11 protein-coding genes are annotated in these 13,432 nt (G+C 68.6%); 6 read left to right on the forward strand and 5 right to left on the reverse strand.

Annotated features, from left to right (window positions below):
* Window positions 1-174 precede the first annotated feature (174 nt).
* The 5 genes from AB0472_RS19975 to AB0472_RS19995 all read left to right on the forward strand — a co-directional run bounded on the left by AB0472_RS19975 (window position 175) and on the right by AB0472_RS19995 (window position 9,284).
* Window positions 175-1,122, forward strand: a complete 948-nt coding sequence (locus AB0472_RS19975; protein ID WP_366357790.1) for a sugar ABC transporter permease — start codon at window positions 175-177, stop codon at window positions 1,120-1,122.
* Window positions 1,119-1,940: a carbohydrate ABC transporter permease gene (locus tag AB0472_RS19980; protein WP_366357791.1), complete on the forward strand. Its 822-nt coding sequence runs from the start codon at window positions 1,119-1,121 to the stop codon at window positions 1,938-1,940. Before AB0472_RS19975 ends, AB0472_RS19980 begins: the two co-directional genes overlap by 4 nt.
* Window positions 1,941-1,971: 31 nt before the next feature.
* Window positions 1,972-3,237 (forward strand): extracellular solute-binding protein, encoded by a 1,266-nt coding sequence (locus AB0472_RS19985; protein ID WP_366357792.1) that lies wholly within the window; start codon window positions 1,972-1,974, stop codon window positions 3,235-3,237.
* Between the two features lie 130 nt (window positions 3,238-3,367).
* On the forward strand, window positions 3,368-6,388 hold the full coding sequence (locus AB0472_RS19990) for a family 78 glycoside hydrolase catalytic domain (protein ID WP_366357898.1): 3,021 nt from the start codon (window positions 3,368-3,370) through the stop codon (window positions 6,386-6,388).
* An 82-nt stretch (window positions 6,389-6,470) separates the two neighbouring features.
* Window positions 6,471-9,284 (forward strand): family 78 glycoside hydrolase catalytic domain, encoded by a 2,814-nt coding sequence (locus AB0472_RS19995; protein WP_366357793.1) that lies wholly within the window; start codon window positions 6,471-6,473, stop codon window positions 9,282-9,284.
* Between the two features lie 50 nt (window positions 9,285-9,334).
* Here AB0472_RS19995 and AB0472_RS20000 read toward each other — a convergent pair whose 3' ends face one another.
* The 3 genes from AB0472_RS20000 to AB0472_RS20010 form a co-directional block, all read right to left on the reverse strand.
* A complete protein-coding gene (locus AB0472_RS20000) occupies window positions 9,335-10,267 on the reverse strand; it encodes a carbohydrate ABC transporter permease (RefSeq protein WP_366357794.1) in 933 nt (310 codons plus the stop codon).
* 5 nt (window positions 10,268-10,272) lie between these two features.
* Window positions 10,273-11,133 carry an ABC transporter permease subunit gene (locus AB0472_RS20005; protein WP_366357795.1) on the reverse strand — a complete coding sequence of 287 codons (861 nt, stop codon included), beginning with the start codon at window positions 11,131-11,133 and terminating at the stop codon, window positions 10,273-10,275.
* A gap of 129 nt (window positions 11,134-11,262) precedes the next feature.
* Window positions 11,263-11,529 carry a hypothetical protein gene (locus AB0472_RS20010; protein WP_366357796.1) on the reverse strand — a complete coding sequence of 89 codons (267 nt, stop codon included), beginning with the start codon at window positions 11,527-11,529 and terminating at the stop codon, window positions 11,263-11,265.
* A gap of 3 nt (window positions 11,530-11,532) precedes the next feature.
* On the opposite strand from AB0472_RS20010, the gene AB0472_RS20015 reads away from it, so the two are divergent.
* A complete protein-coding gene (locus AB0472_RS20015; protein ID WP_366357797.1) occupies window positions 11,533-11,709 on the forward strand; it encodes a hypothetical protein in 177 nt (58 codons plus the stop codon).
* Between the two features lie 247 nt (window positions 11,710-11,956).
* Here AB0472_RS20015 and AB0472_RS20020 read toward each other — a convergent pair whose 3' ends face one another.
* Together AB0472_RS20020 and AB0472_RS20025 are read right to left on the reverse strand one after the other, a co-directional pair.
* Entirely contained in the window at window positions 11,957-12,304 is a 348-nt protein-coding gene (locus AB0472_RS20020; protein ID WP_366357798.1) for a hypothetical protein, read from the reverse strand.
* A 101-nt stretch (window positions 12,305-12,405) separates the two neighbouring features.
* Window positions 12,406-13,431: an alpha/beta hydrolase gene (locus AB0472_RS20025; RefSeq protein ID WP_366357799.1), complete on the reverse strand. Its 1,026-nt coding sequence runs from the start codon at window positions 13,429-13,431 to the stop codon at window positions 12,406-12,408.
* Between the last annotated feature and the right edge of the window lies 1 nt (window position 13,432).

Here is a 13,432-nt window from a genome sequence, read left to right on the forward strand (position 1 = left end):
CTCTAGGGTCTGGCAGCATCCCGTGGGAAACGTTACCCATCGGCCCCACGGGCACGCGTTTCCCGGCGTCGCCCCGCCTCGCCGTCCACGAAGTCGACAGATATCTCGTCCCGTCGAACCGGTGCACCCTCCACCGGACCTCTTCTGAAACGTTTCAAGAAAGCGGGTCCGCCCGTGACTCTCGCTCCGAACGCCCAACTCTCCGATCGCGGCCGCCCACCGGACCGCGCCCCGGCCGCTTCCGCTCGTCGGGCCCGGACCACGCCCTCGTGGTGGTTCACGGCACCGGCCCTGCTGCTGTTCACCTTCGTCGTGCTGGTGCCGAGCGCCCGTGGGGTGTACTACGCGTTCACCGACTGGGACGGACTCGATCCCCACTACTCCTTCGTGGGCCTGGGCAACTTCGCCGACATGTCCCGCGACACCGACGCGGTGCAGGCCGTCTGGCACACCCTGCTGATCGCCGTGTCGATCACGGTCGTACAGAACGCGGTGGGCCTGCTGCTCGCCCTCGGTGTCAACTCGGCCATCAGGACCCGCAACGTGCTCAGGGTGTTCCTGTTCGCGCCCGCGGTGGTCACCCCGATCGTCACCGCCTACCTGTGGCGCAACCTGCTCGGCCCGGACGGCGCGGTCAACAGCCTGCTCGGCGCGGTGGGCCTGGGCGACTGGCGGCAGGACTGGCTGGGCAGTCCGGACCTGGCGCTGTGGGCGATCGTCGGCGTGATCGTCTGGCAGTTCGCGGGCTACTCCATGGTCATCTTCCTGGCCGGACTGCAGTCCGTACCCCAGGAGGTCCACGAGGCGGCGGCGCTCGACGGAGCAGGTCCCGTACGCCGCTTCTGGTCGGTGACCCGGCCGCTTCTGGCCCCGGCCTTCACCATCAACCTGATGCTGTCGGTCATCGGCGGGATCAAACTCTTCGACCAGGTCTACGCGCTGACCGGCGGCGGACCCGGGCACGCGACCGACACCCTGTCAACCCTCATCTACAAGGACGCCTTCACCCTCGGCGAGTTCGGCTACAGCATCGCCCTCGCGGTGGTCCTCACGATCGTCGTGGCGGTCGTGTCCACCGGACAGTACGTGGCGCTGTCCCGCAGCGAGAGGGCCGCCGCATGAACCGCTACCGCCCGCGTACCCTCGCACTCGAACTGGCCATGATCGCCGCCGCCCTGGTCGTCGGCTTCCCGCTGTACGTCCTCGTCAACCTCGCCCTGCGGCCCGCGTCGGACACTTCCTCGCCGGTGCGCCCGACCGGCTCGCCCACCCTGGAGAACTTCACCCACGCCTGGCAGCAGGGCTCGCTCGGCGGGGCCCTGGCCAACAGCGTGCTGGTCACGGTGTGCAGCGTCGTGATCGTCCTGGCCGTCTCCGCCCTCGCCGCCTATCCGCTGGCGCGCGTCACGGCCCGCTGGTCGCGCGGCACCTACCTGCTCGTCCTGCTGGGCCTGGTGCTGCCGTTCCAGCTCGCCTCGCTCCCGCTGTACCAGACCATGCGCGACCTCGGCCTGCTCGGCACCCCCTGGGCGCTCGTCCTCTTCTACTCCGGCCTGCAGGTCCCGCTCACCGTCTTCCTCTACGCCGGCTTCCTGCGAGCCCTGCCCCGGGACTTCGAAGACGCCGCGATGATCGACGGCTGCACCCCGCTGCAGGGTTTCCGTCACGTCGTCCTGCCCATGCTCAAACCCGTCACCGTGACCGCTCTCGTCCTCAACGCGGTCGCCGTGTGGAACGACTTCTTCACCCCGCTGCTGTACCTGAGCGGCAGCGCCCAGCAGACCATGCCCGTCGCCATCGCCGGCTTCGTCGGTCAGTACGTCACCGACTGGAACCTCATCTTCGCCGCCCTGGTGATCAGCATCCTGCCCGTCCTGCTCCTCTACTTCCTCCTGCAACGCAGCATCATCAACGGCTTCGCCGGCGGCCTGCGCGGATGACACCCGCCCGCTTCTCCGCAAGGGAGACACCATGAAGAACCGCACACTCACCGCTGTGGCCGCCGCGACCACGGCCGCCGCCCTCCTGGCCGCGTGCAGCGGCGGCACCAAGGCCGGATCCGCGGGCGGCGGCGCGAAGACGCTGACGCTGGCCTCGGTCGACCAGGGCTCGATCGAGGACGTCGTCAAGGCCTTCGAGAAGGCCAACCCGGGCGTCACGGTCCGCTACACCACCAGCGGTGCCGACCAGTACCAGCAGCAGATCCGCACCCAGCTGTCCTCCGGCACCGCACCGGACGTGATGTCGGTCTGGCCCGGCAACGGAAACCCGGCCGCCACCTACGTCCTCGCCAAGCCGGGCTACCTGCGCGACCTCTCCGACCGGCCGTGGGCCGCCAAGATGCCCCCGGCCATCAAGAGCGTCGCCCAGTACCAGGGCAAGACCTACACCGCGATATTCGGGCAGAACGGCATCGGCGCCGTCTACAACCAGCAGGCCATGGCCGACGCCGGTCTCACCCCGCCGGACACCTGGACCAGGCTGCTCGCCTTCTGCCGGGCCGCCAAGGCGAAGGGAACCCCCGCGTTCGCCCTGGGCATCCAGGACAACTGGGTGACCCAGCTGGTCCTCTACGGGCTCGTCGCCACCACCGTCTACGGCCCTGACCGCGACTTCGACCAGAAGATGCAGGCCGGGCAGACCACCTTCGCGCAGTCCGCGTGGACCACCGCGCTGAACAAGTACGTGACGATGGAGAAGACCGGCTGCTTCCAGAAGAACCCCCTGGGCACCAACTACGAGGCCAGCCAGCAGCTCGCCGCCACCGGCAAGACACTCGGCATCGTCCAGGGCAACTGGGTCATCGCCCTCCTCAAGCAGAAGAACCCCAAAGGCACGTTCACGTTCAAGGCGCTCCCCGCGACCGACGACCCAACCACGACCCTCGTCCCGGCCGCGGCGGGCGCCGGCTACGGCGTCAACGCAAAGACGAAGAACCCCGAACTAGCCCTGAAGTTCGTCGACTTCGTCATGTCACCGCAGGGTATGAACCTGTTCGCCAAGAAGCAGGGCGGCCTGCCCGCCCTCCCGGACACGGGCTACCAGGCCGATCCCTCGCTGACCGAGCTGTCGACGTTCATCGGGGCGAACCGCACCGTGCCCTTCATGGACCAGCGCTGGCCCAACGCCAAGGTCCAGCAGACCATGCTCAGCGGCCTCCAGGAGATCTTCAGCGGGCAGACGACGCCCGAGAAGCTCCTCAAGGAGATGGACACCGACTACAAGGCCGGCTCATGAGCCGCGACGCCGACCGGAAGGACGAGGAGTGAGCGATGAAGTGCGCGACACACCGGACGAGGAGCCTGAGAACGCGGCCGGACCGCGCCGCCGGACCGTGCTCGCGGCGACCGCGGGCGCCGTACCGGTCGTGACCGGCGGCACGGCTGCGCAGGCCGCACCGGCCCGCCCCGTGGAGGATGGCACCGTGGACGGACTGACCGTGGAGCACCGCTGCGACCCGCTCGGCGTGGACGCCGCGCGCCCTCGCTTCGGCTGGCGCATGCGCTCCGCCGGACGCGGGCGGAGCCAGGGCGCCTACGAGATCCTGGTCGCCGGCTCACCCGGCAGACTGACCGGCGGCCGCGCCGACGTGTGGAGCAGCGGCCGCGTCCGCTCCGCCGAGTCGGTGGCCGTCCCCTACGGGGGCAAGCCGCTCCAGGCCTCGACCCGCTATTACTGGACCGTCACCGTCTGGGACACCGAGGGCCGCCTGGCCGGCCGCGGGCCCGTCGCCTCCTTCGAGACCGGCCTGATGAGCACTGACGGCATCATCGGCTGGGACGATGCGCAGTGGATCGGGATGAAGGGCAAGGCACCCAACTCGCCCGGCGCACCCATGCTGCGCACCGAGGCGCCGCTTCGGGGCAGGGTCCGCGAGGCACGCCTGTACGTCTCGGCCCTCGGGGTCTGCGAGACCCACATCAGCGGCCACCGGGTCACCGTCCCCCAGGACGGCGGGACCACCGAGGAACTGCTGGCCCCCGGCTGGACGAACTACGACACCCGCGTCAACTACCTCACCTACGACGTCACCCACCTCGTGGCCCGCGAACCGGTCGTCACCCTGGCGGCAGTCCTCGGCAACGGCTGGTACAACGGCCGCATCTCCGACGGCAGCACCTACTACTCCAAGGACGGCAACGCCCTCGCCCTCAAGGCCAAGCTGCTGATCCGCTACACCGACGGAACGACCCAGTCCCTCGTCACCCGGCCGGACGGCTCCTGGAAGGCCACCGACACCGGCCCCTACCGGGCCGACGACATCTACGACGGCCAGACCTACGACGCCCGGAAGGAACTGCCGGGCTGGACCGCGCCCGGCTACGACGACTCCGCCTGGTCGGACACCGAACGAGTCCCCTACGAGACCAGATACCCACATGCTCGGGTCACCGCCTACCCGGCCGAGACCGCCCGATTGATGAGCCGCTGGGACCGCCGCCCGCAGTCGGTCACCGTCTACACGGGCGTGAGCGGTGACGGCAGGGGCCGGATCGTCGTCGACCCCCACCGGACCGTGACCGACCCGCACCGGGCGGCCTCCGCCCAGGTCACCCTCAGCGCCGGCGAAACCGCTGTCTTCGACCTCGGCCAGAACATGGTCGGCGTACCCCGCTACCGCCTGCGCGGGCCGGCCGGAGCCCAGGTCACTTTCCAGTTCGGCGAGATGATCAACGACAGCAGCACCGGCGCCGACGGCCCCGAAGGCTCCGTGTACCGGGCCAACCTCCGCAGTGCCAAGGCCACCAGTACCTACATCCTGAGGGGCGACCGGCACGGCGAGACCCACCAGGACTCCTTGACCTTCTACGGCTTCCGGTACGCCTCCGTCACCGCGACCGAGACGGTCACGATCACCGGACTGACCGGAAAGGTCGCCACCTCCGCGATCCGCGAGACCGGCACCCTCACCACGGACGATCCAGACACCAACCAGCTGATCAGCAACATCCGCTGGGGGCAGCGCGGCAACTACCTCTGGGTGCCCACCGACTGCCCGCAACGTGACGAACGCCTCGGCTGGACCGGCGACACGCAGGTCTTCTCCGTCACGGGCTTGTACAACGCCGATGCCGGGCCCTTCCTTGCCGACTTCCAGGACACCGTCGTCGACTCCGCGGCCGTCTACGGCATGGGACAGGCCCAGTTCACCGGCGTCGCCCCCGGCGGACGGTACAACTTCCCCGGTGGCGGAAGCGGTTGGGCGGACTGCGGAGTCGTCCTCCCGTGGACGCTGTGGCAGATGACCGGCGACGCGGCCGTCGTCGAGCGCAACTGGCCCGCCATGACCCGCTACCTCGACTGGATCCGCGAGCAGACCGGCGACACCTACGCCGGGCAGGGTTCCCTCACCGGCGACTGGCTCGCCCCGCAGAAGACCAGCGCCCAGCTCATGAGCGACGTCTACTACGGCTACGCCGCCCACCTCATGGCACAGATGGCCCGAGCCGTCGGCCGCCCGGCGGAAGCCACGACGTACGAGCAGCTCTTCGGCGACATCAAGAAGGCGTTCACCACGAAGTACCTCAGCACAGAGGACGGTACGGTCACGGTCAGGTCCAGCCTCGGTGACGCCTCCCCGATCGAACCCGGCTCCGACCCCAACCAGAAGACCGAGGACAACAGCCAGACCGCCCTGCTGTGGGTGCTCAAACTCGGCCTGTACGACACCGAGTCCCAACGCCGCTCCCTCGTCGGCCACTTGGCCGACAATATCGGCAACGACGCAGCCTACAAGGTGGCCCACCCAGACAGCAGCCGGGTCAAGTACGCGGAGAACACCCTGTCCGTGGGCTTCCTCGGCGTCAACGTCCTCGCCCCCGTACTCAGCGACGAGGGCCGCACGGACCTGGCGTACGAACTCCTGCACCAGGACGCGCTGCCGTCCTGGCTGTTCTCGGTGCGAGGCGGCGCCACCACCGTCTGGGAGCGCTGGAACTCGTACTCCAAGACGGACGGCTTCGGCCCGGTCGGCATGAACTCCTTCAATCACTACGCCTACGGCGCCGTCATGGAGTGGATGTACGCCTACATGGCCGGCATCGCCCGCGACCCGGCCGGACCCGGCTTCAAGCAGTTCGTCCTGCAGCCGCACCTCGACCCCACGGGCAGGATCACCCATGTCACCGGCTCGCACGAATCGCCGTACGGCGAGATCACAAGCGAGTGGCGGGTGACGGACGGCGGCGCCGTGCTGTCGTACGAGACGGTGGTGCCCGCCAACAGCGAGGCCACCCTGCGTCTTCCGGCGATCTCGGCCGACTCCGTCCGCGAGGGGCGGACCCCGCTGGCCAGCGTCGAGGGTGTGCGATTCCTCGGACACGCGGACGGCGTGGCGTCGTACCGGCTGCCCTCCGGCTCGTACCGCCTGACGAGCCGGCTGCGCTGACCGAAGCCGGGTGCGCAGGGCAACCGCAGAACTGTAGCTGAAACGTTTCAATCACCTTGCTCTCCTGTGAAGGGAACCCTCTTTGAGAACCCCGAACGCCGCTGCCACCGCGGTGGCGGCGGCTCTGCTCGCCCTCACCGCCTCCGGTGTGGCCCAGGCCGCGCCGCCGACCTCCAGAGCCGCCGTGTCACGCGCCGAAGACCTGAAGACGGACAACAAAGCCGACCCGATCGGCATCGACGACCGGGCCCCACTGCTCTCCTGGCGGCTGGACGGACCGAGCCGCCCCTCAGACCCTCAAGTCGCCTACGAGATCCGAGCGGCCCACTCGGCGGACGCGCTGCGGCGAGGCCGGGCCGACGTCTGGCGGTCGGGCAAGGTCGTGTCTGCCGCATCCGCCAACATCCCCTTCGGCGGCACGCTCACGGCCCGAGAGACGGTTACCTGGCAGGTCCGCGTATGGGACGGCGGCGGTCGCGTCTCGTCGTGGAGTTCTCCGGCGACCTTCGAGATGGGCCTGCTGAACGCCTCGGACTGGTCCGCCCGCTGGATCGAGAACTCCTCCTACGACTACACCCGCCCCGACGGCACGGTGTCGCCGCTGCCGGTCTTCGGCAAGGCCTTCACCGTGCACGGCAAGGTGGCGAAGGCCCGGCTTTACATGACCGGTCTGGGCATGTATGCCACCAGCCTCAACGGCAGCCCGGTCAGCGCCAACGTGCTGGAGCCAGGCCAGACGACGTACTCCGCCGAGGTCGCTTACCGCACCTATGACCTCACCCGCCAACTGCGCGCCGGCACCAACACGTTGGGCATCGAGACGGGCAGCGGCGCCTACCAGCGCGTCAAGACGCCCGGGCACTACTTCTTCGGCGGCAGGCTGGAGACGTACACCGTCTACGGCGAGCCCAAGGCCATCGCCCAGCTGGAGATCACCTACACCGACGGCCGACGCGAGACCGTCAAGACGGACACCTCCTGGCGCACCGCCCTGGGACCTACCACTTACTCGTCCTGGTGGAGCGGCGAGGAGTACGACGCCCGCCGGTCCGCGACCGCTCCGGCCTCTGCCGCCAGGCTGAACGGGCCCGACTGGCAGAACGCGTCCCTGGCCGAGCTCACCTCCACCACGACCCCACGGGACACCACACCCCTGCGGGCCGACCCACGGCCCCCGGTCACCTTGGCCCAGACAGTCGAACCGGTCTCCATCACCCCCGACGGCAAGGGGTCGTACATCCTCGACTTCGGCGCCAACCGCTCCGGATGGCCCGGCCTGAAGGTGTCGGGACCCGCCGGGACCACGATCTCCATGATTCCGGCGGAGAAGCTCAAGGCCGACGGAACACTGGACATCTCCTCCACCGGAGCGACCGACACGGAACAGATCGCCTACCGCTACACCCTCTCCGGCCACGGCATGGAGACCTGGCACCCGCGCTTCACCTACAGCGGCTTCCGCTACCTGAAGGTCGACGGCCTGCCCACGGTTCCGAAGGCCGACACCGTCACCATGCAGGTGATCCACGCCTCCAACCCCCGGGCCAGTGACTTCACCTCGTCGAACCAGCTGATCAACGAGATCCACGCCATCACCCTGCGCTCGATGCAGAGCAACATGATGTCGGTCCTCACCGACTGCCCCGACCGGGAGAAGGGCCCCTACACCGGCGACAACCTCCACAACATCGACGCCCTGCTGACCGACTACGACCTCTCCTCCTACGAGCCCCAGCTGGTGCGCAACATGGCCACCGCCCAGCGCCAACCCGGCGACGAGTCACCGGGACTGATCGCCAACATCGCACCGGAGTTCCACCGCGTCGCCCCGGTCAAGCTCCAGTACCCGCAAGGGACGATCGAGTTCCTCGACGAGGTCAACTGGGGCGGAGCCGTCATCCGTATCCCCTGGCAGCTCTACAAGACCTACGGCGACACCCGCACCATGACGCTGTACTACGACACCATGGTCAAGTGGCTCGACTACGAAGCCGCCAACAAGGCTGCCAACAACGGCGACATCCCAGGGCTCGGCGACTGGTCCGCCGGCGACAACACCACGCCCATGCAACTGGCGATACTCGCCGGCTACTACACCGCCGCGCACGACATGACGCAGATCGCCAAGGTGCTGGGCAAGAAGGAGGACCAGGGCAAGTACGCCGCGCTCGCCTCCACCCTGGCCGACGAGTTCACCACAAGGTTCCGCCACCAGGACGCCAAGGGCGTCTACTACGGCAGCGACAGCGAGACATCCAACGCCATGGCGCTGGACGCCGGCCTGGTCCCCGCCGCCGACCGGCAGCAGGTCCTCGACCGGCTGGTCGCCTCCGTCCGCAAGGCCGGCGACCACATCACCAGCGGGTCGGTCGGGCTCGGTCCGCTCTTCCGGGCCCTGCACGCGGGTGGACGCGACGACGTCATCTACGACATGGTCGTCAACCCCACCTCGCCCGGCTACGGATACCTGGTCGCCAGCGGCCACACCACCCTCTCGGAGTCCCTGGACGGCTCCGGCTCGCAGAACCACCACTTCCTCGGCCAGGTCGATGCCTGGCTCGTCAACGGACTTGCGGGCATCAACCAGACCACGGACTCCGTCGGCTATCGTGAGCTGGAGATTGCCCCGGCCATCGTCGGAGACCTCACCCACGCCTCCGGCAGCTACCGGACTCCGCAGGGGGTGGTCAGCAGTGCCTGGAGCAAGGACAGCGATGGGCGCTTCACGCTGGAGGTCAACGTCCCGGTCGGCAGCACGGCAGTTGTCCGGGTGCCGGCTGATGCCCAGGCCCGCGTCACCGCGCACGGCTCCAGCAGACCGATGCCCGGGGCCCGTACCCGTTTGACCGCGAACTATGGTGTTGCGGCGGGCAGTTACACCTTCACCGTCGGCTGACGTCCGTTCTGGCACGGCCTGACGGCGCCCAGTTGCGAAGCTGGGTGCCGTCAGCCCTTGATGGCGCCGGTGAGGACACCGGTCCTGAAGTGCTTCTGCATGAACGGGTAGACGACGAGCAGGGGGACGAGGGTCAGGACGACCACGGCCATCTGCAGGGAGAGGGGCGCGGTCTCGGCGTGGGCGTCGCCGAACCCGTTGTTGACGGAGCCGGGCAGGCCGTTGCCCCGGTTCACGTACGTCAGCAGGACGTACTGCAGAGGCCACTTCTGGCTCTCGGTGGGCATGTAGAGCATGCCGTTGAAGAAGGCGTTCCAGTAACCGACCGCGTAGAAGAGGGTGATGACCGCGGTGACGGCACGTGAGGTGGGCAGCACCACCGACCACAGGATCCGCCAGTCCCCGGCGCCGTCCATGCGGGCGGCGTCGATGAGTTCCGCGGACGTGCTGGAGTAGAAGGAGCGCAGGACGAGGATGTTGAAGACCGACACCGCGCTGGGCAGGATCAGGGCCCAGTACCTGCCGTAGCCGCCGAGGCCGGTGACGACGAGGAAGGTCGGGATCAGGCCGCCGCTGACGAACATGGTGATGATCAGCAGGGTCAGGATCGGCCGGTGGGGGTAGGAGCGGGCGCGGGACAGGCCGTAGGCGCACAGCACCGAGACCACCATCGAGATCGCGGTGCCGACGACGGTGATGCCCAGGCTCACCAGCACCGAGGTGCGCACGGTCGGGTCGCCGAGCATCTCCCGGTAGGCGGCCAGGGTGAGGCCGTCGGGCCAGATGACGAGTCCTCCGGCGCGGTTGACGGCGGCCTGGGTGGAGAAGCTGGTGACCACGATGATCCACAGGGGGACCAGGACGACTGCGACGACCACGGTGAGCGCGGCGCTCTTGCCGGTGTTCCCGACCGCTGTCGGCTGTTCGTCCCAGACGGGGCTCTTGCCGCTGCGGCGCCGGCGCAGCGGGACGGCAGTGCTCATGTTGCTCATACGCGGTACAACCCGTCCTCTCCGAAGGCGTGCGCCAGTTTGTTCGCACCCCAGATCAACAGCAGCGAGATGACGCTCTTGAAGAGGCCGGCCGCGGCTCCGTAGCTGCAGTTGTTGGTGGCGATGCCGTAGTAGAAGGAGAAGGTGTCCAGGACGTCCGCCGTCCGGTGGCCGACCGCCACGCGCTGGAGCAGGAGTTGCTCGAAGCCGACCGTGAGGGCGTTGCCCAGGCGCAGCACGAGCATCAGGACGATCACTCCGCGCATGCCCGGCAGCGTTATGTGCCACATGCGGCGCCAGCGGCCGGCGCCGTCGACGGTGGCGGCCTCGTAGAGGTGGGTGTCGATGGCGGCGAGTGCGGCGAGGAAGACGATGATCCCCCAGCCCGCCTCCTTCCACACCGCCTGGGCGGTGACCAGGAGGGCGAAGGTGTGCGAGTCGGTCATCACGTCCCAGGTGCCGATGTCGTGCCGGCGCAGGAACTGGTTGAGGACGCCGGCGCCGCCGAGCATTTGCTGGAAGATCGTGATCGTCAGCACCCAGGAGAAGAAGTGGGGGAGGTAGACGATCGACTGGATGAGGTTGCGCAGGCGCTCGCTGAGCACGGTGTTGAGCAGCAGGGCCAGGACGATCGGGACCGGGAAGAAGAGGACAAGCTGGACGAGGCTGAGGTAGAGCGTGTTCTTCACCGCGCCCCAGAACAGCGGGTCGTGGAAGAGCGTGGTGAACTGCTCCAGGCCGGCCCACTGGCTGTGACTGACGCCGACCAGGGGGTCGTAGTACTGGAAAGCCGTGATCAGGCCGAACAGTGGTACGTAGTTGAAGACGAGGAGCAGGACGACGGCAGGGATCGTCATGATGACGAGGGACCTTGTCCCGGCGCAGCCGGATGCGCCAGTGGAGTTTCACGTCCTTGGCCGGCTGCTGTTTCGGGCTGCTCTGCTCGGTCTCGGCGGCGATCGTGGCGGTCACGGTGGTGCTTCCCCTCACTGACCGGTGCCGTACTTCTCCAGGACATGGGTCGTCAGCCATTGCCTGAGCCGGTCGCCGCCGCTCTTCCAGGCGGCGATGGCGGCTTGGACGTCGGAGACCTTCTGCTTGCCGTGGCAGCAGTCCTTGATCGTGTCCTCGACCGACTGCGCCGCGTCCGCGGTGGCCAGGGAGGCGGGCAGGCTGATGTTCATGTTCCAGAACACCGGCTTGTAGAAGTACTTGACGTTGGCCGCCTGCCAGGCGGCGAAGTCCTTGGTCACCTTGTGCTGGGTCTGAGCGACCAGGGGCGCGAGGTGATCAAGGACGCCTTCACGGCACACAACGCCCGTGAGTCGGAGTGGGCGGGCGCCCTCAGCAGGGACGAGCAGGAGACGCTGATCGCCCTGCTGGAGAAGCTGACCACGCACTCCGTGCACTTCGACGCGCGGCACCGGACCTGACCGGAACGGTGGTGTTCGTCGCTGCCCTTGAGGGGCAGCCGGTCAGGCGCTGGTCTCCCGGCGGATCAGCCGTACCTCTTCGATGTCCAGGCGGGTCTGCATCTGCTGCAGGAGCAGAGCAGTGGTTCGGGGACGCGGAGGCGCCCGGAGGCGACACTGCCGACCAGGATCGCGAGCCCGATGGCGACGAGGAGTTCGAGACCGAGCAACGGGAATCTCCGGGTGACAGCAGGACGAGGGACGGCCGTCAGGGTAGCGGGATCACGAGAACAGCGCGCCCGCCGCCACCGGGGACACCGTCCGACCGCGTAGCGGGGTGGCGCAGCGGGACCAGGCCTGCCCACGCAGCAATCGTGCGGCCTCCGGGATCGGCGCCTATGGTGTAGGGCTCGGCGTCCAGTGGCAGCCTTGGCGGGTCGAGGACGCCATCGACGGAGCCGGGCGCATCGGCCTTCACTTGGACGAGATCGACGCCCGGCAGCAGGCGCTCGGCCCGCTTCAGGTCGCGTACCAGGGCGCGGGGGCGCAGGCCGAGACGCCGGGCGGCCTCGACGGCGTGGACGCCGATGGTGCCGGTCGCGCCGAACGTCAACATTTCGATGAGGTTCCGGTCCCGGGGCATGAGCGGTCTTGGGTGAGAGCGGGGGATGTGGACCGGCCGGGGCGTCCTCACCTGCCCCGGCCGGTCTCCCGCGGTCAGAGGTTCTTGGCGAAGAACTCGGTCAGCTTGTCCACGGCGGCGTCGACGTACTGGTCGATCCAGTAGGTCTCGATGTGCTGCGCTCCGTCGATGAGGAACAGCTCCTTGTCCTCGGTGCCGGTGGCCAGCGCGTGGGCCTCCTCGGTCATGTACCGGGTGTCGGCCTCGCTCCCGGCGATCATCAGCAGTGGCACATCGATCAGGCCGAGTTGGTCGGTGGCGTCGAAGGCCATCAGGTCGAGCAGGCTGCTCATCGTGTACTTGAACGTCGAGCCGGGGTGGGCGTGGGTCCGCCAGTAGTACGCGTAGCCCTGCCGGTACAGGGCGAACGGCAGGGCCGCGATCTGTTCGTCGGTCATGTCGGCGTCGCCGGCGTACCGGATCGTGCCGCCCGCGGCTTCCTCGGCGCGTGCTTGGGACGCCTGCCGCAACCGTTCCTGGACGGTGTCCGCCTGCGAGTCCTGCAGTCCGTCGCGACGCACGCGGCCGGAGTTGAACATGCTCAGCGTGGCGACCGCGCGGAACCGTTTGTCGGACTTCACCGCGTTCAGCGTGTATCCGCCGCCGCCGCAGATGCCCAGCGCACCCACCCGATCGGTGTCGACGCCGGGGAAGCCGGCGATGAAGTCGGCCATCCCGTGCACGTCCTCGGTGCGGTGGTAGGGCTTGTCCACGCTGCGGGGCTCGCCTTCGCTGCCGCCCTGGAAGGAGGCGTCCGCGGCGATCGTGATGTAGCCCTGCTCCGCGAGCCGCTGCGCGTACCGGCCCGAGGTCTGCTCCTTGACCCCGCCGTTCGGGTGCGCCACCGTGATCGCGGGGAACGAGCCGTTCGGGTCGTAGCCCGCCGGAGTGTAGACGTTCGCCGCGATCTTCAGTCCGTGCAGGGTGTAGCCGACCGGGTGGATGTTGACCTTGCCCGGTTCGTTTGCCGTGATCGCGTACTCGTAGACCAGGCCGAAGGGGTGGTCCCGGTAGTCGAGGACCGGGCCGGGGCCCGTCGCGTCTGCCTGCGTGTCACTCATG

Source organism: Streptomyces sp. NPDC086777 (genome assembly GCF_040702065.1).
Classification (GTDB): Bacteria; Actinomycetota; Actinomycetes; order Streptomycetales; family Streptomycetaceae; genus Streptomyces.

Bases quoted from the DNA above. Each gene is read 5' to 3' on its own strand.
- AB0472_RS19980 (WP_366357791.1), top strand. From the start codon at position 1,119: ATGAACCGCTACCGCCCGCGTACCCTCGCACTCGAACTGGCCATGATC.
- AB0472_RS19985 (WP_366357792.1), top strand. From the start codon at position 1,972: ATGAAGAACCGCACACTCACCGCTGTGGCCGCCGCGACCACGGCCGCC.
- AB0472_RS20000 (WP_366357794.1), bottom strand. From the start codon at position 10,267: ATGAGCACTGCCGTCCCGCTGCGCCGGCGCCGCAGCGGCAAGAGCCCC.
- AB0472_RS20005 (WP_366357795.1), bottom strand. From the start codon at position 11,133: ATGACGATCCCTGCCGTCGTCCTGCTCCTCGTCTTCAACTACGTACCA.
- AB0472_RS20020 (WP_366357798.1), bottom strand. From the start codon at position 12,304: ATGTTGACGTTCGGCGCGACCGGCACCATCGGCGTCCACGCCGTCGAG.
- AB0472_RS20025 (WP_366357799.1), bottom strand. From the start codon at position 13,431: ATGAGTGACACGCAGGCAGACGCGACGGGCCCCGGCCCGGTCCTCGAC.